The sequence below is a fragment of the Fibrella aquatica genome, assembly GCF_041321135.1.
GTDB classification, from domain to species: domain Bacteria; phylum Bacteroidota; class Bacteroidia; order Cytophagales; family Spirosomataceae; genus Fibrella; species Fibrella aquatica.
In genome coordinates this window covers 397,987-419,933 of record NZ_JBGGWF010000002.1, presented here as the reverse complement: position 1 = coordinate 419,933, position 21,947 = coordinate 397,987, and the positions used below count along the sequence as shown (strand labels likewise).

General features: G+C 45.9%; 15 protein-coding genes and 1 tRNA gene. 10 read left to right on the top strand and 6 right to left on the bottom strand.

The genetic code is table 11. The features are described from left to right. Positions 1-212 precede the first annotated feature (212 nt). From ACAW87_RS05650 to ACAW87_RS05630, 5 genes are all read left to right on the top strand, one after another. Complete coding sequence (locus ACAW87_RS05650; protein ID WP_370722183.1) at positions 213-1,934, top strand: class I SAM-dependent DNA methyltransferase; 1,722 nt, start codon at positions 213-215, stop codon at positions 1,932-1,934. Next, positions 1,924-3,279 (top strand): restriction endonuclease subunit S, encoded by a 1,356-nt coding sequence (locus tag ACAW87_RS05645; RefSeq protein ID WP_370722182.1) that lies wholly within the window; start codon positions 1,924-1,926, stop codon positions 3,277-3,279. The genes ACAW87_RS05650 and ACAW87_RS05645 overlap by 11 nt, the downstream gene beginning before the upstream one ends. Before the next feature lie 45 nt (positions 3,280-3,324). Continuing rightward, positions 3,325-4,347: an SIR2 family NAD-dependent protein deacylase gene (locus ACAW87_RS05640; protein WP_370722181.1), complete on the top strand. Its 1,023-nt coding sequence runs from the start codon at positions 3,325-3,327 to the stop codon at positions 4,345-4,347. Between the two features lie 9 nt (positions 4,348-4,356). Then, the gene (locus ACAW87_RS05635; protein WP_370722180.1) at positions 4,357-7,626 is read left to right on the top strand and encodes a type I restriction endonuclease subunit R; all 3,270 of its coding nucleotides are present in this window, start codon (positions 4,357-4,359) and stop codon (positions 7,624-7,626) included. A gap of 294 nt (positions 7,627-7,920) precedes the next feature. Continuing rightward, positions 7,921-9,909 carry a hypothetical protein gene (locus ACAW87_RS05630; RefSeq protein ID WP_370722179.1) on the top strand — a complete coding sequence of 663 codons (1,989 nt, stop codon included), beginning with the start codon at positions 7,921-7,923 and terminating at the stop codon, positions 9,907-9,909. A gap of 164 nt (positions 9,910-10,073) precedes the next feature. On the opposite strand, the gene ACAW87_RS05625 is transcribed toward ACAW87_RS05630, so the two are convergent. From ACAW87_RS05625 to ACAW87_RS05615, 3 genes are all read right to left on the bottom strand, one after another. Continuing rightward, on the bottom strand, positions 10,074-11,759 hold the full coding sequence (locus ACAW87_RS05625; protein ID WP_370722178.1) for a hypothetical protein: 1,686 nt from the start codon (positions 11,757-11,759) through the stop codon (positions 10,074-10,076). Positions 11,760-12,613: 854 nt separating this feature from the next. Beyond that, positions 12,614-12,686 (bottom strand) — tRNA-Thr (locus ACAW87_RS05620). A gap of 142 nt (positions 12,687-12,828) precedes the next feature. Then, on the bottom strand, positions 12,829-15,345 hold the full coding sequence (locus ACAW87_RS05615; protein WP_370722177.1) for a DUF349 domain-containing protein: 2,517 nt from the start codon (positions 15,343-15,345) through the stop codon (positions 12,829-12,831). Positions 15,346-15,437: 92 nt separating this feature from the next. Here ACAW87_RS05615 and pdxH point away from each other — a divergent pair, with 92 nt between their 5' ends. After that, positions 15,438-16,079 (top strand): pyridoxamine 5'-phosphate oxidase, encoded by a 642-nt coding sequence (gene pdxH, locus ACAW87_RS05610; protein WP_370722176.1) that lies wholly within the window; start codon positions 15,438-15,440, stop codon positions 16,077-16,079. A gap of 83 nt (positions 16,080-16,162) precedes the next feature. Here pdxH and bshB1 read toward each other — a convergent pair whose 3' ends face one another. From bshB1 to ACAW87_RS05595, 3 genes are all read right to left on the bottom strand, one after another. Next, on the bottom strand, positions 16,163-16,885 hold the full coding sequence (gene bshB1 / locus ACAW87_RS05605) for a bacillithiol biosynthesis deacetylase BshB1 (RefSeq protein ID WP_370722175.1): 723 nt from the start codon (positions 16,883-16,885) through the stop codon (positions 16,163-16,165). 112 nt (positions 16,886-16,997) lie between these two features. After that, on the bottom strand, positions 16,998-17,819 hold the full coding sequence (menB, locus tag ACAW87_RS05600; RefSeq protein ID WP_370722174.1) for a 1,4-dihydroxy-2-naphthoyl-CoA synthase: 822 nt from the start codon (positions 17,817-17,819) through the stop codon (positions 16,998-17,000). 101 nt (positions 17,820-17,920) lie between these two features. Beyond that, positions 17,921-18,376: a DUF2452 domain-containing protein gene (locus tag ACAW87_RS05595; RefSeq protein WP_370722173.1), complete on the bottom strand. Its 456-nt coding sequence runs from the start codon at positions 18,374-18,376 to the stop codon at positions 17,921-17,923. Between the two features lie 137 nt (positions 18,377-18,513). Between ACAW87_RS05595 and ACAW87_RS05590 the strand changes: the two genes are divergently transcribed. The 4 genes from ACAW87_RS05590 to ACAW87_RS05575 all read left to right on the top strand — a co-directional run bounded on the left by ACAW87_RS05590 (position 18,514) and on the right by ACAW87_RS05575 (position 21,764). Then, positions 18,514-18,972, top strand: coding sequence for a QcrA and Rieske domain-containing protein (locus ACAW87_RS05590; RefSeq protein WP_370722172.1), 459 nt, complete (start codon positions 18,514-18,516; stop codon positions 18,970-18,972). 3 nt (positions 18,973-18,975) lie between these two features. Beyond that, positions 18,976-20,019: an AMP-binding protein gene (locus ACAW87_RS05585; protein WP_370722171.1), complete on the top strand. Its 1,044-nt coding sequence runs from the start codon at positions 18,976-18,978 to the stop codon at positions 20,017-20,019. 138 nt (positions 20,020-20,157) lie between these two features. Next, entirely contained in the window at positions 20,158-21,099 is a 942-nt protein-coding gene (locus ACAW87_RS05580; RefSeq protein ID WP_085413880.1) for a ribose-phosphate pyrophosphokinase, read from the top strand. 98 nt (positions 21,100-21,197) lie between these two features. Further along, entirely contained in the window at positions 21,198-21,764 is a 567-nt protein-coding gene (locus ACAW87_RS05575; protein WP_370722170.1) for a 50S ribosomal protein L25/general stress protein Ctc, read from the top strand. Positions 21,765-21,947: the final 183 nt, after the last annotated feature.

Below are 21,947 nucleotides of genomic sequence, written 5' to 3'. Positions count from 1 at the left end.
TAAGTTAATAATCTAATTCAAGAAATGATACGCAGTAATAGTCAAGCAAACTTTGCAATATAAATGGGTTAGAAAGTAGTCTTATGTTCCTTATAATACATATTTGTATATACGGAACATAAGACTATTGGTTCATGAAATAGCTTTAACTTCGCGGTACTGCTATATCGAACACAACCTATAAAGTGCAATTATCTCTTTTTACAACACCAATGCCCAAACCTTCTGATAATCAACAGTTCTTTCGTGATCTCGACCGGCGACTTTGGAACTCTGCTGATCAACTACGCTCTAATCTTGATGCGGCTGTGTATAAGCACATTGTGCTAGGCCTGATCTTTCTCAAGTACATATCTGACTCATTTCAAGACCGCCGTATCGAGTTAGACCAACAGTTTCGGGATTCCGAAAACGATTATTTTTTGGGTGATGACGAAGAGTTCATCGCTAAGGAGCTTGAAGTACGAGATTACTACACAGAAAAAAATATCTTCTGGGTACCAGCACGTGCACGCTGGGACTTCTTGAGAGCTAACGCCAAAGTGGCACCTGGTGAAGTAATTACGTTGCTCGATGAAACACCATTAATCGAGCCCAATAGTAAATCAGCAAAGTACCCCGATGGTGAGCCTGAGAAATTTAAGGGGCTCGATATTTTGCTTGATCGGGCCATGCAAGCCGTTGAGGATGATAACCCACGTCTTAAAAACGTACTCACGAAAGACTTTGCCCGTTTACAACTTGACCCTGATAAACTGGGGCGTCTACTCGACCTAGTGGCGGGAATTCCCTTTAACCACGGCGAATTGAAAGCTAAGGACATCCTGGGGCATGTATACGAATTTTTCCTGGGTGAGTTTGCTAGCGCGGAGGGAAAGAAAGGTGGACAATACTACACCCCACAGTCTGTGGTATCGCTTATAGTGGAACTACTCGAGCCTTACTCAGGGCGGGTGTATGACCCATGTTGCGGATCAGGTGGCTTTTTTGTGCAAAGCGAGAAGTTTATTGAGGAACATGCCGACAACCAACAGTTCAATCATAAGGAACGCCACAAGGCCGTAGAAGATCGTAAGCGTCAGATTTCGGTGTACGGGCAGGAGAGCAACCCTACTACATGGCGACTAGCTCAGATGAACCTGGTGATCCGCAACATTGAGGCTGATATTAAGCTGGGCGACACACTGCTGCAAGACGGCTTCCCCGATCTGAAGGCCGACTTCGTGATGGCTAACCCGCCCTTTAACCTAAAGGACTGGGGAGGCGAAACCATCCGCGACGACCGTCGTTGGGAATACGCCGTGCCCCCCTCGGCCAACGCCAACTTTGCTTGGATGCAACATATGCTCTATCACCTGGCCCCTACCGGGCGTATGGGTCTGTTGCTCTCCAATGGTTCTATGTCATCCAACACCAATACTGAGGGCGATATTCGTCGCGCTATTGTGGAGGCAGATCAGGTAGAGTGTATGGTAGCTCTACCCGGACAACTTTTTACCAATACGCAGATTCCAGCCTGTATCTGGGTGCTTAGCAAAAGCAAAGTAGCCCGTAACGGCCAGCGCAACCGAGTTGGCGAAACGCTGTTCATCGACGCCCGCGAGGTGGGCTATATGAAAGACCGGGTATTGCGCGACTTTACCGCCACAGACATTCAGCACGTGGCCGATACTTTCCACAACTGGCAGCGTGGTACCAATTATGCTGACATACCTGGTTTCTGTAAAAGTGCTACCCAAGCCGATATTGCTGCCAATGACTATGTGCTGACGCCTGGCCGTTATGTGGGCGCGGAGGCCAAAGAACGCATCGGTGATTCGTATGAAGTAGTCATGCCGCAGCTAGTAGCTCGATTGCGAGAACAGTTCGCGGAGAGTATACGGCTACAAGAAGCGATCGAGGAAAATTTAGCTGGGTTGGGTTATGACAAGTAGAGAGCGTGAATCAACAACAATTGGAGCACTATTGGCAAAGTATGGAGGCAGTGTTAAAACAGGGCCATTTGGCACTGCATTGAAAGCAAAAGAATATTCTAAAGATGGTGTTTACCTTATTTCAGTCGGCGAAATAGGATATGGTACATTTCGCATAAGTGACTCCACACCGCGAGTGCCTAAAGAAGTTACTGATCGGTTACCTGAGTATTTGCTTCAAACCAATGACATAGTTTTTGGTCGTAAAGGCGGTGTAGATAGATCTGCAATAATAAAACCTGAACAATCGGGATGGTTTCTTGGCTCAGATGGCATTCGACTTCGACTCCCTGAAACTTGCAGTGCTGATTTTATTGCTTACCAACTTCAAAGCGTTTCTTCTCGTGATTGGATAATCCAACATGCGACAGGTACGACTATGGCTTCTCTTAATCAAGAAGTTATTAGCCGTATTCCTATTATTTTGCCCCCCATTGACGAACAACGCCGCATTGCTCAAATACTAGGTACGCTGGACGACAAAATTGAGCTTAACCGCCAACTGAACGCCACACTAGAGCAAATGGCCCGTACCCTCTTTCAATCATGGTTCGTGGATTTCGACCCGGTGCGCGCCAAAGCCATTGGTGAACTTGAAGAAAGCATTTGCCGCCGCCTTGGCCTCACACCAGAGCTGCTGGCGTTATTTCCTGCTGCGTTGGAGGATTCGGTGATTGGAGAAATTCCGGTGGGATGGGAAGTGAAGACGGTAGAAGAATTGGCTAAACGTATTGCAATGGGTCCGTTTGGGTCGTCAATTAAAGTTTCCACATTTGTATCCGACGGCGTACCAGTAATTAGTGGTCAGCATCTGCGCACTTTTATATTAGAAGATAGTACTTTCAATTTTGTCACCGAGGAACACGCTGAAAAGCTTAATAAAGCTGCTGTATATAAGGGCGATATCGTGTTCACGCATGCTGGCAATATCGGTCAAGTGGCATTAATTCCAGATGGTTCAAAATACGATAAGTATATTCTCTCGCAGAGACAATTTTTTCTTCGGCCTGATTCCACACTAATATCAGCGAATTACTTAGTTTATCATTTTAATTCTTCAGTTGGGCAACACCAGATATTAGCAAATGCTTCTTCATCAGGCGTACCTTCGATTGCTAGGCCAGTATCTTACTTGCGTTCAATAAAAGTACTATCTCCAGCTAAGATAATTCTCGATGAATTTGACAGCTTAATAACGCCTATCCACGCTTTGATCGAAGAAAACCGAGCAGAAATAAAAACTCTATCATCCTTGCGTGACGAACTCTTACCCAAATTATTATCCGGCGATATTCGCCTCAAATAGCTCTCCATGAAGCGGCTAATACGCGAGTTTGAGGACCAAGTCCGGATGGAGTGGATAGATGATGATAACATCCGAATCGGCGAGGTGGATATGAACGCGCTGGGTATTCTACAACGTGACGAGAAGGCTTACGAGGCAGAATATCAGCGTTGGTTTAACGAATGGCTGAATTTGAGAATGAAACGCCTTGATAATGTTATGGGACTTGTCCCTGACAATCGAGCGCGTTTCACTGATTTGGGAAATGCGCTGGAGCGAGGCGTTGTCTTGCCCTTCGTGGGTGCTGGCATGTCAATAGCATCAGGTATGAAGTCGTGGAAAACGTTTTTGTATGAGTTGCGTACAGCAGGCACATGTACGGAGGCCGAGTTAGATGCATTTCTGGACGCCAATCCGCCTGATTACGAAGCCGCTGCTGATTTAGTCTACAATAGTATGACGCGGCAGCTTTTTCTTAACCGTATGAACACGCGGTTCAAATTAATGTCCTCTGATATCTGTGGCCCCGTATGTTTATTACCCAAGCTTTTTAACGAACGCGTATTCACAACAAATTTCGATCATATTCTGGAGGAGGTGTACGCCCTTGAGGGCTTGTCTTTTGACTTTGTGTTGAGGGGCAATGAGCAACTGGACCGCGCCCGCCAAGCATACAATCATAAAAGTCCTTCCTTGCTCAAGTTGCATGGCGATGAGCTTGCGTCTAGGGATCGAGTATTCACACGAGAGGAATACGACCGAGCGTATTCTCCATCTAGTATTTTGCGCCGGGAGCTAGGCCACGCTGTAGATGGAACCAACAGTCTATTATTTTTAGGATGTAGCCTAGACGCAGACCGGACAATGCATGTGCTCCATGAAGTAGCGCAACGTGATGATGGAACTCCAGAACATTATGCTTTTCTCCCTTACGACGCTAACAAGCATCGAGAGCGGGAAAATTTTTTAGCTGAGCGGGGAATTTATCCCATTTGGTACAATGCTCCTGATCCAACTGACCATGATGAGAGCATAGAAGCATTGTTGGTAGGCTTACTACGTAAAATGAATAAGCTGGATGCTTTATAATCCTATGCTATGTCGCTAATCTCCGAAGAATCTCTTGAAAGGCTCGTTACCACCTGGTTTAAAGAATCCGGTTGGGTAGTCGCATACGGACCAGACGTAGCTCCTGATACCCCCAATGCGTTACGTACCACCTTTAAGCAAACTAGTTTGACTGGTCGGCTAATGGTTGCCTTGCGCCGACTAAATCCAACCCTGCCAGAAGCCGTTGTGCAGGAAGTTGCCGAACGCGTGGTGCGCGCTCAGCATCCAAATGCCACAGAGAGCAACCGCATTCTTCACAACTGGTTTACTGATGGCGTACCTGTAGACGTACCCAGCCCTACCGGAGAACCACGCGGCGACCGGGCCTGGCTAGTGGACTTCGACGACGTGTCTCAAAATGACTGGCTAATTATCAGTCAGTTCACAGTAAAAGCCAGCCGACGCAACCGCCGCCCCGACCTTGTTGCTTTCCTCAACGGTTTACCTGTAGCCGTGATTGAATTAAAAAATCCACTCGACCGGGAAGCTGATGTTTGGGCAGCCTACGAACAACTCCAAACCTACCGTACCGAACTACCCGATCTGTTTTTGGCCAATGTGGCCCTGGTGGTGTCGGACGGTAAGTTTGCCCGTGTGGGTTCTCTCACCGCCGACAAAGAACGGTTTATGCCCTGGCGCACAATCCTAGACGAGCGAGATCAACGTCCATTAGAGTATGAGTTGGAAACCGTAGTACGGGGCTTCTTCCAGCCAGAGTTATTCTTGGACTACCTGCGTCATTTTGTACTTTATGAGCCAGGCACTGACGGGACGCTGATCAAGAAAATTGCCGCTTACCACCAGTTCCACGCGGTACGTACCGCTGTAGAGGCTACTATACTAGCTACCCAAAATCCCAAAAGTACCTTACCCATAGTCCACGATGGTCCCGCCCCATATGCCGGACGTCTGCTAGGTCGGGAAGAAATAGAACCTGGCTCGCGGAAAGGCGGTATCGTGTGGCATACACAGGGATCAGGCAAGAGCATTTCGATGGCCTGCTTCGCAGGTAAACTCCGGCAGCAACCAGAAATGCGTAACCCCACGTTAGTTATTGTAACCGACCGCAACGACTTGGACGGGCAGTTGTTTCAACAGTTTGCTCATGCTCAGAGTGTACTAAAAGAATTGCCCGTACAGGCTTATGACCGGGAAAACCTCCGCGCCCTTTTAGCCGACCGCCCTTCTGGCGGCATCTTCTTCACCACAATTCAGAAGTTCAGCCCACTTCCCGGCGAAGGTGTTTTTCCAAATCTTTCAGACCGAACCAACATCGTTGTAATTGCCGACGAAGCCCACCGTTCGCAGTATGGACTTAGCAGTCAGCTGGACCTGAAAACAGGCAAATACAAGACTGGCTTCGCCAAACACTTGCGCGATGCCCTGCCTATGGCCACCTTCGTTGGTTTCACTGGCACCCCACTCGAAAATGACGACGTAGACACGCGCCAGGTATTCGGCCCATACGTGAGTATCTACGACATTGAAGATGCTGTGCGCGATGGGGCCACAGTGCCTATCTACTACGAAAGCCGCCTGGCCCAATTGCATCTAGTTGAGAGCGAAGAAGAAATAGCCGAAATAAACGAAGAGGTAGAAGAGGTACTCGAAAATGAAGAAGACGTAGCTCGTCGCGAAACAGAGAAAGCCTACTGGACCAAACTGGAAAAAGTAGTTGGTTCTCAGTCGCGGTTAGACCTAGTGGCCAATGATATCGTGGCGCACTTCGATGCTCGTTCAGCAGCTGGCAACATCGCAGGCGGTGGTAAAGCCATGATTGTGGGTATGAGTCGCGAAATCTGCGCCCGACTTTATGAAGCAATAGTGCAAATCAAACCAGAATGGCACGATGACGATGTAAAAAAAGGGACTATCAAAGTGGTAATGACTGGTTCAGCTGCCGATAAAGAGTACATTAAAAAGCACGTATATGCACCTAGTGTCCGAAAACTGTTTGAGAAACGTTTTAAGAGTACAGTCATCGATCCAGATATCAATCCAAATCCACTGCGCTTAGTAATTGTGCGTGACATGTGGCTTACTGGCTTTGATGTGCTCAGCCTGCACACAATGTATATTGATAAACCCATGCAGGCACACAATCTGATGCAGGCTATTGCGCGAGTGAATCGGGTGTTTAAAAACAAGTCAGGCGGGCTCGTCGTAGATTATATAGGCATCGCTAATGAATTAAAGCGTGCGCTCAAAATATACACTGATAACGGTGGAAAAACTGGTGTTGACGGTAAAGGCCAACCGACTATCGATCTCAATAAGGCCTTAATTGAGCTACAGGAGGCTGTGCGTGATGTTCGATACCTGCTGCGCGGCGAAGGATATCTGAACACCTATCAAACAAATCCACTCCCACTGCTACCCATTGTCGGCAATTATATCTTGGGGTTGTCTCAAGATGAGCGCAAAGAATTTTACGATAAGGTGCTAGCTGCGACTAAAGCTTTCGCTTTATGTAGCACATTACCAGATGCACAGGTACTTCGTGATGAGATAGCTTTCTATCAGGGACTACGCGGTTTTATCACCGAAAGCACCACTCCCGACGAGAAGTTAGATCGCGTTCAGAGTCGTTATATGCTTAAGCAGCTTTTAGACAGGGCTGTACAGCCGGATCGAGTAGAAAATATTTTCGAGCTAGCTGGAATGGATTCTCCTGATCTCAGCATACTGTCTGAGCAATTTTTAGAAGACATGCGAGATCTGCCTCAGCGTCATCTTGCTATTGAACTGTTACAAAAACTGTTGCACGATCAGATTCATGCCCGTACTCGTGCCAACATTGTCCAGGAACGCCTGTTTACAGAGCGTCTCGATAGTACGCTTCTAAACTACCGGAATCGTTCTATCTTGAGCGCAGACATATTTAACGAGCTGGTACAGCTTGCCCGAGATTTGCGAGATGCCAACACTCGTGGTGAGGTATTAGGTCTGAATACTGCTGAATTAGCTTTCTATGATGCTCTGATCGAAAAAAGTACAGCACGCGAAGTTCTTGGTGACGACATTTTGCGAAAAATTGCTGCTGAGCTTTTAGATAAAATTAAGCGTAACACCACTATTGACTGGCAAAAGCGAGAAAGTGTACGTGCTCGACTACGCAATTTGGTACGCATAACCTTACGACGGTATCAATACCCACCAGGCGAACAAGGTAAGCAAGAGCAACAGGCAATTGAATTAGTTTTGGAGCAAGCAGAGAGATTATCCGATGTAATAAGTAGTGAGGAACAATTGGCTTAGATATCATTTAGCAATATCTTAAGCATATATAAGTCCAGGATATTTCACACACACACATACATACGCTTATGTGTGTGTGTGAAATATCCTGGACGCCTTCTACAATCAAGACTGCTACTTTTATTAATTCGCCTGAAATTTACAGCGCACGTTAACTGTATTGCAATCTTGGAAGCTATCATGTTTAGACACAATCGCAATACTTAATTCGTTTAGCAATGAAAATTTCATAGTTTTGAAAATTTACTGTTTATTTTCAACCTCACTAGACTTTAATCTCAAACAAGTAACAAGATGGACACAAAGCTAAAACAACTTTACTCATTAAGAAACAGCTTCTCAGTACTTGGTCTCACAGGCAGAACGGGTAGTGGATGTTCTGATCTAGCATCAATTCTGTCTAAAGATTTTTCGCAGCTAAATAAGTTGAGATCTATTGAAAATATCCCTGATTCATTATTTAAGAAAAAATTTAAAATAGTATATAACTTTTCAGAGGTAAACTGGAAAGAATATAAAATAATTGGGTACAAAAAAGTACTACTCCTAATTTTACTACCTAAGCTTTTAGAAGACCCATCCAACACACTTTTGTTTGACTATTACAGAAATAAGCTAAAGGATATTCCAAATGATACAACTATAAAAGAATTGAAAGATGAAATTCAAAATTTGATTCAATTAAATTTAAACATCATAATTAAAATAAGAAATTTAGGAGAATTAAGCGAAATAAGAGATGAGCTTAATCTAGAAATTTTATCAAAAATATTTTGGGGGGCAGAATTTAATACTCTTTCAGACGCAATTGATCAATTACTTAAGGCAAAAGGCGTGACTGAAAGAATTATGCTTTTACACCATACTGCTAGTAATTTCAGACGGTCAGGCCAGCCATTTAAAACAGAAAAAAAGGACCCGAAGTATATCTATACAATAGCTAAGGTAATCAACAGACTAATTAAAGCAACTAAACAGACCCAAGGTGAAAACGGGTGTCATGTAGTTATAGACTCGCTAAGAAATTCTTTAGAAATTAACTTCTTCAAAGAAAGGTATTCTGCTTTTTATCTAGTAGCTCTAAAAAGTGATAGAAGAAGAACGTCAATTGCAGAGGTATATAAAGATATGCCATCTAATGTAATTGAAAGGTTACTTGAGATGGATGAGATGGAGTACAAGAGCTCTGACTTTCAGAAAGGTTTTTTCTACGCTCCCGACGTTCAAAATTGTATTCAAATGGCTGATTATCATATAAACAACCATGAACTCGATAGTGAATTTTTGACTCTAACTGAGAGTGCATTCTATTCGCTAGATGAACAATTGATAAAATTACAAGGATTAATTCAACAGCCAGGACTAATTACTCCTGAACCAACTGAGCGATCAATGCAGCTAGCATATACTGCTAAACTCAACTCTGGCTGTATTTCTCGTCAAGTGGGTGCAGTTGTTACGGACGACGAATTTTCTACAAAAGCGATAGGTTGGAATGATGTTCCTAAAGGTGCAATTCCATGCTCATTGAGAAATGTTAAGGAAATTGATAGTTCAAATTTTGGATTTACGCAATTTGAAATTGGCAAAGGATTAAAGGAAACAGAACAGATTAGTACCGAAACTAATCATCAAGAAATAGATAAAGAGTCAGCTGATTTCAAGGATTACGTCAAGGCAAATTACAATGATACAACTTTACCAGAGTCAAAACTAGGAGGAAGAAACTGTCCCTATTGTTTCAAAACAGCATACAACTCATTCTCAGGTGAGAAAAATCAAGTTCATACCAGATCTTTACATGCAGAAGAAAATGCGATGCTACAAATTTCTAGGAATGGTGGGCAGGGACTCAAAGATGGCTATTTATTTACTACAGCTAGTCCTTGTGAACTTTGCGCAAAAAAAGCTTATCAGTTGGGCATAGTAAAGATTTATTATATTGATCCTTATCCAGGAATATCAAGAAATCATATTCTCAAAAGTATGAAGGACAGAGATCCAAAAATGGTTTTATTTTCAGGGGCAGTCGGCAGAGCTTATCATAAATTGTATGAGCCATTTATGTCTCAGAAAGATGAATTATCATTATTGACAGATTTTAAATTAGAGCCATCTGAAAAGGTTAAGGCAAAATCATTAAGAACATTATTAAAAGAAAATTCAATAGGACATGAAATTGCAGCTAAAGAAATTGAGACTCTTTTTGAAGGTGACAACGAACAAGTATTTGATACACTATTCAAGTTGCTAGAAAAAGGACTAAAAAGCAGTAGTGACTAGATGTTAATCTTTTATAATCCATGTAGGAATTAGTCCGCAAGGTCATATTATGGAAAAAGTAGTCTTAGTTGCAATACAGTCAACAATGAAATTTAATCAAATATTTCACAAATTCACCAACGGGCTAATATCGCCTTGAAAGATTACTTTTGAATGAATGAAGCTTATTTTACATATTTACGAAATGCTCTCAAAAATTGAAACAGAAAATACCCTGATAGGAGTTTAGCAAAATTGTCTATTATTCTCGCATACCCTAAATTATCTTTTTCAAATATTTTATCAAAATCATGTATTGGATTAAATGCAAAGTTTAAGTATTGAGCAACTTCGTATGCAGAAGGAAAACCAATAACCAACTTGTAACCCAGACTTAATTGAATCAATCTAAAAGCTATAGTTGTCACAAATAAGAGGCCACATATTGCATTTCTCCAATCTTGACCATGATTATTTGAATATCGATTGGTAATAAGAATTACTTGATCTCCCCAAGTTTTAGTATTTGACTTATCATTTTTATAGGCATCCATTTCTAAAGCTTCATACGCAAGCTCTTGTATACGATCATTTTGTTTGCTTGATGCATATTTCAATTGACGATAAACTTCTCTTATTCCACTGTGATTTTCCGCTTGAATATTAGAAGGGAAACGAGTGTTACTTATAGAAGCTTCACTCACATTACTCTGAATAATATTACATGACATTGTTGTGCTGAATGTAACTTGCGTAAAATCAGTCTTTCCTAATGATGCATCTTGCAAATTAAAAAACTTCGTAAAATCCGCAGTATGAAAACGCAAGTTTCCAGTATTAGAAAAATTAGAAACAAACAATTTTGAGCATCGTATATTCTTAAAAAGAGTATCGCCGTTATGTACCCCAGTAACATTTATTGATTCAAAATCAACATCCCTTAAAATCGTAATACTCTTTTCTATTTGGCTATTGAACTGAATATGTAATTCCTCGATACTTGATCTTTTTATTACCGTATTACTATTATTCATATCTGTAATGAACGAAAGTTGTTGAATACGTGATTTAATATTAAAAGTACCAATGTTATTAGGCCCAATTATATCACACACGATTGCTTCTGAGGAATCTATCGCTATTTTTTGTATTATTGAATTTTTAACAATTATCTTTTCAAATTTAGAAGAGCCAGTTATATTTAAGAATCGAATTTTTGAGTTAGATATTACCAGCTCACTTGCCGTAGTATTTTCTAATTTTAGCTCAGTTATAGAATTTCCATTTATGGCTTCAATATTATCGATTTTTATCCTCGTAAAACTAGAATTAGAAAATATCAAATCAGGGATTGTTAACTTCTCACCAGGACCATGCAACTCCTTAGGGACATCACTTATTCTACAATAATTAAAATCAATAAAGCTGTCTGAAACTATATTACTTAAATGAAATGAACCCTGAAATAAACAGTATTTTAAATCTATACCCCTTTTTAGATTCGGCTCATCAGCATAAGTTCCATCTGGCAGTTGCTTCTTAAGTTGATTATAAAAATATACTTCTTCATTAATCTTTGTATAAAATGGTTTGTCAGGATTAGGCTTTTTTCCAGAAGAATATTGTGGTCCATAATGATGTTCCCAAAGCTGTTTATTCCAAAAAGCCGGAATTCTAATTACTGCATACGAAGGTTTTTCCCGTTTTGCTTCTGCTATCCTTACTGAATCATCCTCACTAGCTTTTCCCATAGCTGGTGAGTTGGCATATCCGAAGATATACATTTGAGCATCCCCTCTCAAGATGTTTATGAAATTTTGAGAAGACAGATCAACAATGTTGTTTTCATTTATTTCATTCAGAGGTTCCATTCCGAATAGGGTGTAGTTTGCTCATAATTATGCGTTAAAGATATACAATAAAGATGGCCTTAATGACAATCAGTCGATTTGACAGCAATTGACTGATTTTAAACACTTTAAGTATTTCCTTATGCACATAAAGAAATACTTAAAGGTCGGTAGTACTTTTCCTGCGCAGTATGGACGTTGCTACTTGTATTCTACGAGCCTTAATTATTAACTGTCTCCCGTCTCGCATCTTAACCCTAATCTCATGTCGAGCAGTTGCGGAGTAACCTACCTTATTAATGCGTGAGTAGACTTACAAAGATGGCGTATTACTTTAATACTCACCTACGGATTAGAAACTACTACCAAACAGTTGTGCCGACCTCCAAGAGCAACAACGGCTTCAATGTAAGATTGCCTAAGCTTTGGGAATGGTTAATGTCTGGGTGAGCCAAACCCAAGATGGCACCGATGGCCTAATCTGGATAAAGCTTTACAGAACCCGCCTGTCGAATCGATGGACACAAACTGGCCGATGCGTTTAGGGTTAGATTAGCTCAGCTGTGATTCAATCCCAGACTCATTATTGCCTTATTTAGTGAAAGAGAAGTGGCTTTCCTTTCTGGCTAATCACACGTTAATATCTGTTTTTGCTGTTCAACTTGGCCTTTCAAAAGCTGAACTCTTCTCAGACCAGCTTATCATTTTAGGTGTAACAGAGACTTATCTCTTGTAGGCTCACGAAGTGCCTTTCCGACTTATAGCAAGTCGTAGACTAGGTGTGCAAATCCTGCGGCTGTGCATTTTGTATGCAAATTGTATGCAAATAAAAAAGCCGCTCGATATATCGAGCGGCTAACTTACTGATTTTCAAGAGCCTCCAGTCGGGATCGAACCAACGACCTACTGATTACAAGTCAGTTGCTCTACCAGCTGAGCTATGGAGGCTTTTACAATCGTTAGTGGCTGTGCTTCCTGCTGATTGTGGTACAAAAGTAGGCCTTTGAGGCGATTTGTGCAAGCGTTTTTGCCAAAAAAAAGCGCAACTAAACTGACTTTAGTTGCGCTTTTCTATAACTAGCTGATTTTCTTACTCCTGACTGCGAAGCTGCTCAATCTGACGTTGTGCATCAGCAATTTTTTTCTCGATATCGGCACGCAACTGATCAGCGTTCTTTGAGCGAGCAAAGAATTCGATATTGTTTTGGTACGTAGCAATGTCGTTTTCCAGTGAAGTAATCCGACGACGGGTCTCACTACCGCTTCCTTCGCTGCTGCGACGGTAAGCTGCATAATCTCCACTATCGCGATATCCACCACTGTCACGGCCGCCATCGCGTCCACCCCGGAAACCACCTCCTCCTTCACGAGGAGTACGGTTTTGACGTGGGGCGCTGTTGTCGCCGCCCGGACGAGGACCACGATTACCGCCATCCCGATTTCCACCCTCCCGAGGACCACGGTCGCTACGGGGTGCGTCGGAACGGGGACCGCGATCACCGCGAGGACCTCCGAAGCGAGAAACCTCTGCTTCGTTATCCTGAATGGCACGCTCTTTCTCCGTTGTAGACAAAGCGCCATTTGCCCGCACCAATGCGTTGATGGCAGCTATGTATCCTTTCTGAATACGCTCTTTATCTTTCTTAGGCACAAACCCAATGCTGTTCCACTCCTCTTTGAACGTGTTCAGTTGAGATAGATCAGCACTTTGCGTAGCCGACGCTTCAATCCGGGCAATCAGGTCTTCTTTCTTGCTCAAGTTGGCCTCGAACTCGCGGTCAGTATCCTGGTTGCGGTTCCGCTTCTTGTCGAAGAACGCATCGCAAGCTGCTTTGAAGCGCTCGAAAATGGTATTTTTCTGCTTCTCCGGTACCTGACCAATGTTTTTCCACTGACGCTGAAACTCGATCACCCGTTGCGTTGCTTCCGCCGATTCGTCACCTTCAGCCAAAATCGCTTCTACCTGCTCACACAGTTCAGTTTTGGCCTTCAGGTTCTCTTCACGCTTGCTTTCTAACTGACGGAAAAACTCACCTTTGTTGGCAAAAAACGTTTTCAGCGCAGCCCAGAATTTTTTACTAAGCTCTTTGCCTTCCTCACGGGGCATTGGTCCTTTGATGGCGTTCCAACGATCCTGAATGGCCATGACCTCTTTGGTCTTGTCATTCCAATCGTTGATGCCCGATGACGTAAAGGAAGTCAGCGGAATGAGTTCTTCGTAAATCTTTGATTTCTCTTCGTATAGCTGCGAAGACTCTTTACGATTCTCTTCATTCTGACCACGACGCTTTTCGTAAAGAGCATCCAAAGCCACTTTCATCCGCTGCCACAGCACTTCCTGCTCCGCTTTAGGGGCTGGACCGATATGCTTGTATTCTTCGAACAACGCGTTGGCATCGTCGATAGTCTGGCGCGTTACGTCTTTCTCAGCGTACGCCTTCACCATCGCCTCCACCTTGTCAATTACTTCGGCTTTCTGCGTCGCATTTTTCTTCCGATCGAGTTCTTTCAGTTCGAAATAGATATTCCGGTTACTGTAATACCGATCAACCAGGGCATGATAGGTAGCCCAAAGGGTAGCGTTGTGTGGCGAGTTAATATTACCGGCTGCTTTCCACTCATCCTGAATGGCTTTAAAACCGTTCCAACTCGTTTTGGCATCACCAGCATTTGATTCGTCCGACTCAACCAATTCACGCAGGCGACGGAGTAGGTCCGTCTTCGCGTTAAAGTTTGAGTCTTTCGCTTTATCTAATGTCTGAAAATAGGTGTTTTTCTGCGACTTGATCTGCTTGTACAGGTCTTCGTAACGGATGGCCAGATCGTCGGTACGAAACTGAAACCCTTCTTCTGAACCCGTTTCGTCAACGTACTTAGCCAGGGCTTCCTGACGTTCGGTCCGTTTCAACTGATCCATAACGGGCTTACTCTGCTTCAACACATCGTCCGACTGACGGAATAAACCGGGAGCTACTGTTTCTCCTTTCAGGCTGTTTAGGGTCTGATCAAGAAGATTTACCAGATCCTGTTTTGAGTACTGGCTGTAGTCAACGGCCGGTTGGGCAGCAACCTCTTCGGCAGCTTCCACTTCGCCATACGTTGCCTCTGTCTCAGTCGACGTTTCGGCAACGGGCGATTCAGTTACCTCGGCTGTCGTATCAGGCAGGCCCGCCTCAGCTGGATCTTCCACTGGCAACGCCTCGGCAGTCGGCTCATCCACTACCTCTGTCTCGGTCGACGGTGCGGAAATGGATGGTTCATCGGCGATATCGGCGGCAACAGGCTCCTCGCTAACGGCCGGTTCATCGGCAGCTACTACATCGGGGCTGTCAGGCACGGCTACTTCGCTGGTGTCTGTCGTAAGCTCCGTGTCAGGTACGTCGGCAGTAGGCTCTTCGGCGGCTGGTTCAGCTACTTCTTCGTCGGCAACCTCCGGGGTAGACTGACTGGAAATAGGTGTTTCGGCCGACGTAGGCGCAGTGGCTTCGTCAGTTTCTGATACGGGCGTTGAAGCGACCTCATCGGTCGCCATAGTCGTTTCCGGCTGTTGGTTGTCAGGCTTGCTCACTTCCTCAGTCCGGTCGATTTGCTGTTCTTCGTTTGTCATGTTGGTTACCCACCAATTACTTTTGCAAAAGTAATGAAAATACGCGGCTTTTACCCATTTCTCCCGGTTCTTGCCGCTTCTCCCCGCTCAATATGTCTACTATAATCGCTGATTTGCGTAAGGATTATACGCTAAACGGTCTGGATCAAACAGATGTTTCCTCCGATCCTTTCGCTCAGTTTCAAGAATGGTTCCAGGCTGCCCTTGCCGCCGGGGTTCATGAACCCAATGCCATGCACTTGTCAACAATCAGCCCGCAAGGTCGACCAGAAGGACGGATTGTCTTGATTAAAGGACTGGACGCTACCGGTTTTACGTTCTATACGAACTATACTAGCCAAAAGGCTGCGTCGCTCATCGCCAACCCGTTTGCATCACTTACTTTTTTCTGGCCCGAACTCGAACGCCAGGTACGTATCGAAGGCCGGGTAGAGAAAGTCACGGCCATCGAATCGGATACCTATTTCAACAGTCGACCACGCGGAAGTCAGTTGGGGGCTTGGGTATCGCATCAGAGTGAAGTTATCTCCGGGCGAGACGTGCTTGAAAGTCGGCAGCAGACATTGGAAACCCGTTTTGCGGATCAACCCATTCCAAGACCCGATTTTTGGGGTGGATTTAGGGTTATTCCCAGCCAACTGGAATTCTGGCAGGGCCGCCCAAGCCGCCTGCACGACCGTATTCGTTACCGCTTTGAAGCGGGCTCATGGCTCATCGAACGAGTATCACCTTAGTGAAATAGATAAAGAGTGCAAGTTGCTTATGGCATCATTTACTACCAGCATAAACAACTTTCACTCTTTATCTATTTCACTATTTATTTCAGATCAAACAGGTTTGATACGCCCAACATCCGTTTGCTGATAAATCCTTCGCCAAATTCAACGTTAATCATATGCCCCTGATCACGAGTGCGTGACTCGAGAAATTTCATAAACGGCTCACCCGAGATATAACTTTGTGGATCAGGGCTCTCCGGATTGAAGAATTGACTCTTGTACGCTTTGATTGCCGCCAGTTTCTGTTCCCAGTACGGAGTGATGTCAACCACAAAATCAGGAGTTAGGGAACGGTCCTGGATGAAGTAATAAACAAAATCGGGACGATGAGCTTCCTGTACCTCTCCTGTAAGTGGATCTATGGTCTGAATCTGACGTAGCCCACTGTAAAAACAGGCATCTGTCACCAGTTCGGCTGCACGGCCGTGATCGGGGTGTCGGTCTTCAACCGTGTTGGTTAGCACGATCGTCGGTTTATAATGCCGAATCCAGGCGATGAGCGTGCGTTGGTGCGCCTCATCGTTCTGGAAAAAGCCATCCCGGAATCCCATGTTCTGGCGGTCGGTCAACCGCATAATACGGGCGCCCTCAGCGGCTTCCTGCAACCTGATTTCCGGCGTTCCACGGGTACCCAGTTCACCCTGTGTCAGGTCAACCACGGCAACTGTTTTACCCTGATCAACCAACGATAACACAGTGCCGGCACTGGTCATTTCAACATCGTCCGGATGGGCCGCGATGCACAATACGTCAACTTGCATAGAAAAAGCAAGTTTCAAGTTTCAGGTTTCAGGTTTCAAGTGCGCTGCTTATCTGCCAACTCGTCAATAAGCAGCGCACTTGAAACCTGAAACCTGAAACTTGAAACCCATTTTATGGAAACTTAGGAAATTTGCTGAAATCGGGTTTGCGCTTTTCGAGGAAAGCATTCTTGCCTTCTTTAGCTTCATCCGACAGATAATAAAGCAGGGTGGCATCGCCGGCCAATTGCTGGATGCCTGCCTGTCCATCCAATTCGGCATTGAACGATGCTTTCAACATGCGCAGGGCAATCGGGCTCTTCTCCAGAATTTTTTTACACCAGGCTACGGTCGTTTCTTCCAGCTTGTCCAGTGGCACCACTTTATTGACCAGCCCCATATCCAGGGCCTCCTGCGCATCGTACTGATCGCAAAGGAACCAGATCTCACGGGCTTTTTTCTGACCCACTACCCGCGCCAGATAAGAGGCTCCGAAGCCACCATCGAACGAACCAACATTGGGACCGGTTTGCCCAAAGCGGGCATTCTCAGCGGCAATAGTCAGATCGCAAACTACGTGAAGCACGTGCCCACCACCAATAGCGTACCCGGCTACCATGGCCACAACCGGCTTCGAACTCCGGCGAATTTGCATTTGCAGATCGAGCACGTTCAGGCGCGGCACGGCATCTTCGCCAACATACCCCCCATGACCACGTACCGACTGATCGCCACCGCTGCAAAATGCGTCGGGGCCTTCACCCGTTAAAATGATAACACCAATGCTTTCTTCCTGACGGGCAATTTCCATCGCCTCCGACATTTCTTTCACGGTTAATGGCGTGAAGGCATTGCGTTTGTGGGGCCGGTTGATCGTTATCTTGGCGATTCCCTCAAAAAAATCAAACTTGATTTCGCGGTATTCGCGAATTGGTTGCCAGTTGTATGTGCTCATGTTATGAATGAGCGAATGCGCGAAAAAGAGACTAAGTGAATAAACTACAGTACTAATAGAATCGTAAGTATTGTAGTTTATCTATTCAGTCACTCAGCCACTCACTCGCTGTAGTGTACTTCGTGATAAGTAACGTCCCAGGTATGATCGGCGAGCATCCGAACGGTAGCCACGCAGCGTTCAAATGGAAACTTTCGGCCCCACTCATTGGGCGCGATCATAGAGAGAGCATCTGAACCGTTTTTGCGTAGGTAGAAGTAGTAGGTGTGGCCAATAACCGGCTCAAAACTCATCTGAGCGCTGTAAATTCGTTCCGACACTTCGACCCGGTTACGAATGGCGGTTGCCTGTTCGGCCAGCAATTGCATTTGCTTGTAGAGCTGCGCAATCTGCATATCGGTTTGCTCGCGCATGGCCGTAACAGCCCGGCCGGTGATTTTGCCTTTGTCTTCCGGACGAATGATGGCGCCGCCGGCCGTGTGGGCGTACTCAAGCAATCCGGGCCGATCCGTTACTTTATCGGGCGAGATCGGATTGACAATTTTGGCTTCTTCCATACTGTGTAGTAACTACCCGACTTTATGTATGTTTGGGACGATCGTCGAGGTAGTATTGCTGATAAAGTCAGACCGTTCAGATACGGTATTATGCCACAAAAGTACGTAGATTTGAGCTTCATACTGATGTCCAACTTATGGAAAATACACCCGACCTACCCCAGCCCAGCCCCATTACCCGTACCGATTTTATGCGCATAGTCGGCACCAGTATTGGCATGATTGCTTTCACCAACTGCATTGCAGCCTGTGGCAACGACGAAGCCGAAGTAGCCCCGGCAGCCACCGTCGATTTTACCATCAACTGGGCAAACAGCCCTTACAGCAATTTAAAGACCAAGGGTGGGTACGTAGTAGAACAGCGTGTAATTGTTGCACAGACGTTGACGGGTGATTTTATCGCGGTGTCGGCAGTTTGTAGTCATGATAACAATGCGCTAGTTTTTCAGGGAGCCAACAACCGGTTCTATTGCCCGGCTCATATGTCGATGTTCAGTACCGTTGGTGCCGTCATCAATGGCCCGGCGACAGCAGCACTGAAAACCTATGCGGTCACCGTGAACCAGTCGACCGGCGATATTCGGGTGAAAGGATAATTAATGAGTAGTGATTCATTCATAACTAACTGGCGTTCGGGTGTAGCCTCATTCACGTTGCATACGTCGGGATCAACCGGAACGCCTAAACCAATCCAGCTAACGCGGGCGCAGATGGAGGCATCGGCCCGGTTGACGGGACAAACCTTTGGATTGCAGCCTGGAGATAAAGCCCTGGTTTGCTTGAATACGAGGTACGTAGCCGGGGTTATGATGCTGGTCAGAGGTGAAGTACTTGGACTGGATCTAACCATCGTCGAACCCTCCGCCAATCCGTTGGGCACGTTCGATCCTGTCAGCACGCGCTTCGATTTTGCCGCTTTCGTCCCGCTGCAACTTCAAACCATGCTGGCTGATGTTGATTCCCTGGGCAAGCCTGTTTCGCTCCCGATCCTGAATGGTATGAAGGCCATTCTGGTAGGCGGCGCGGCAACAAGTCTGGCGCTGGAAACGGCCCTGCAAGTGATTCAGGCTCCGGTTTTCAGCACGTACGGAATGACCGAAACGGTATCGCATATTGCCATTCGGCAACTGAACGGACCGGAACGGACTGACTTGTTCCAGGTCTTACCGGGCGTTGAAGTGGGTACCGATGAGCGCAACTGTCTGCACATCACAGCCGCCGCCACAAATTTTGAGCGCATTCAAACCAACGACGTCGTAGACCTGATACGGCCTGATACGGCAAATGGTCAGGTACGTTTCCGACTACTCGGCCGGGCCGATTCGATCATCAACACCGGCGGCGTAAAAGTTCAGCCCGAGGGTATTGAGCGCATTATTGAAGCCCGCTTATCTCATTGGGGACTAACACCCCGGCTTTTCGTAGCGGGCATTCCCGACGAACGGCTCGGCCAACGGGTGGTCTTATTTCTGGAAAATACCGAACTGACCGCCTCGCAATGGGAAATCATTCAACAAGACATTCGCGCTCACGCAGGTACGTATGCAGTACCGAAAGCCTGGTACAACGTACCTGCCTTTCCAGAAACCGCCACCGGGAAAATTGACCGGAAGGGTGTGATTGGGGATTGGGTAGATAGGTGAATGCGATTACTGGTAATTAGTATCACTGGTTTGTTCCCGATGCAAGCAGACCTATAAGGTTTTCGAAACCTTATAGGTCTTGGTCTGGATTTCCTGCGATTAAATCCGTACTTTTGCGGGAAATTAAGGCACCGCAACATGGCTTCGTTTAATCCCGTCAAAATCTTTTCAGGCAGTCAATCCACGTACCTCGCGGAAAAAATTGCGCACTATTACGGAAAAGACCTGGGCGGGTACACCTGTCGTCGCTTTAGCGATGGCGAGATGTCGCCCAGCTTTGAAGAGTCCGTTCGGGGTTGCGATGTGTTCCTCATCCAGTCGACCCCACCGCCAGGCGACAATCTGATGGAACTGCTCCTGATGGTCGATGCCGCTCGTCGTGCTTCGGCTCACTACGTCACCGTGGTTATTCCCTACTTCGGCTACGCCCGTCAGGATCGGAAAGACAAACCCCGCGTAGCTATTGCTGCCAAACTGGTCGCGAACATGCTGGCCGCCGCCGGTGCCGACCGCCTGATGACCATCGATTTACACGCCGGTCAAATTCAGGGCTTCTTCGATTTCCCCGTCGATCATCTGGAAGGTACGTCGGTATTCGTACCTTACATTAAGAGCCTGGCCCTGGAAAACCTGATCATCGCCTCGCCCGACGTAGGTGGTGCCAACCGCGCCCGCACATTCGCCAAGCATTTCAATGCCGAAATCGTCTTGTGCGACAAGCACCGGAAACGCGCCAACGAAATTGCGTCGATGCAGGTAATCGGTGATGTTGAAGGTATGAACGTCGTGCTGGTCGATGACCTGATCGACACGGGCGGTACGCTGTGCAAAGCGGCACAGATTCTGCTCGACAAAGGCGCACAGTCGGTACGCGCCATTTGTACGCACCCGATTATGTCGGGCAAAGCGCACGAGAATATTGCCAATTCGGTGCTGGAAGAGTTAGTGATAGCGGATACGCTGCCACTGAGTCAGCCAAATCCAAAAATCAGGGTGCTGTCGGTAGCGGAGTTATTCGCTAAAGCCATCGGCCGCATCCGTGACCACGAATCTATTAGTTCACTTTTTATACGGTACTGATCAGAAACGGATCGGGCCACCCTAGGCTTTGGTCGGTATATGAATGTGTATCTATTTTCTTACCAGTAGCAAATACGGACTAAAGTCCGTGATACAAAATGAAAAAAATCGAGATTGTAGGGTATCAACGAGCGAATCTCGGCCGGACGGAATCACAAGCCATTCGTGCCGAGGGTAATGTACCCTGTGTGCTTTACGGAGGCGCCGAGCAGGTTCACTTCACCGTGCCTGCCATTCTATTCCGTCCGTTGGTGTTTACGCCCGATGTCTATGACGTCACGCTAAACATCGAAGGCACAGAGTACCGTGCCATTTTACAGGAAACTCAATTCCACCCGGTTAATGACTCGCTGATCCACGCCGACTTTTTGTTGGTGACTGATAAGCCAATCAAAGTAGCCATTCCCGTTCGTCTGAACGGTACGGCTCCAGGGGTACAGAAAGGGGGTAAACTGGTTACCCGTATGCGGAAACTCCGTGTTCGCGGACCAGTTGACAGCATTCCCGAATACATTGACGTCGACGTATCGAAACTGGATCTGGGCAAAGTTGTTCGGGTTGGTCAGATCGAATTGAACGGCATCGACATGCTGGAAGAAGCCGCCAACCCGGTAGCCAGCATCGAAATCCCACGTGCGCTGCGCGGCCAGGTTTCGGCGAAGTAAATAATCTGTTTGTGGTTTGTCGTTTGATGTTTGTGGTTGCTCCTAAGCAGCGCAACCACAAACATCAAACGACAAACCACAAACTGTTTTCCGCTAATAGATACACAAAAAGCCGATCCGTATGGGTCGGCTTTTTGTGTGTTTGGCCGTATGGATTTTTTATCGGTGGTTTGCGTAGCTAAA

Bases quoted from the DNA above. Each gene is read 5' to 3' on its own strand.
- menB (WP_370722174.1), bottom strand. From the start codon at position 17,819: ATGAGCACATACAACTGGCAACCAATTCGCGAATACCGCGAAATCAAG.
- ACAW87_RS05585 (WP_370722171.1), top strand. From the start codon at position 18,976: ATGAGTAGTGATTCATTCATAACTAACTGGCGTTCGGGTGTAGCCTCA.
- ACAW87_RS05625 (WP_370722178.1), bottom strand. From the start codon at position 11,759: ATGGAACCTCTGAATGAAATAAATGAAAACAACATTGTTGATCTGTCT.
- ACAW87_RS05630 (WP_370722179.1), top strand. From the start codon at position 7,921: ATGGACACAAAGCTAAAACAACTTTACTCATTAAGAAACAGCTTCTCA.
- ACAW87_RS05635 (WP_370722180.1), top strand. From the start codon at position 4,357: ATGTCGCTAATCTCCGAAGAATCTCTTGAAAGGCTCGTTACCACCTGG.
- ACAW87_RS05615 (WP_370722177.1), bottom strand. From the start codon at position 15,345: ATGACAAACGAAGAACAGCAAATCGACCGGACTGAGGAAGTGAGCAAG.
- ACAW87_RS05590 (WP_370722172.1), top strand. From the start codon at position 18,514: ATGGAAAATACACCCGACCTACCCCAGCCCAGCCCCATTACCCGTACC.
- ACAW87_RS05650 (WP_370722183.1), top strand. From the start codon at position 213: ATGCCCAAACCTTCTGATAATCAACAGTTCTTTCGTGATCTCGACCGG.
- pdxH (WP_370722176.1), top strand. From the start codon at position 15,438: ATGTCTACTATAATCGCTGATTTGCGTAAGGATTATACGCTAAACGGT.
- ACAW87_RS05580 (WP_085413880.1), top strand. From the start codon at position 20,158: ATGGCTTCGTTTAATCCCGTCAAAATCTTTTCAGGCAGTCAATCCACG.
- ACAW87_RS05640 (WP_370722181.1), top strand. From the start codon at position 3,325: ATGGAGTGGATAGATGATGATAACATCCGAATCGGCGAGGTGGATATG.
- bshB1 (WP_370722175.1), bottom strand. From the start codon at position 16,885: ATGCAAGTTGACGTATTGTGCATCGCGGCCCATCCGGACGATGTTGAA.
- ACAW87_RS05595 (WP_370722173.1), bottom strand. From the start codon at position 18,376: ATGGAAGAAGCCAAAATTGTCAATCCGATCTCGCCCGATAAAGTAACG.
- ACAW87_RS05645 (WP_370722182.1), top strand. From the start codon at position 1,924: ATGACAAGTAGAGAGCGTGAATCAACAACAATTGGAGCACTATTGGCA.
- ACAW87_RS05575 (WP_370722170.1), top strand. From the start codon at position 21,198: ATGAAAAAAATCGAGATTGTAGGGTATCAACGAGCGAATCTCGGCCGG.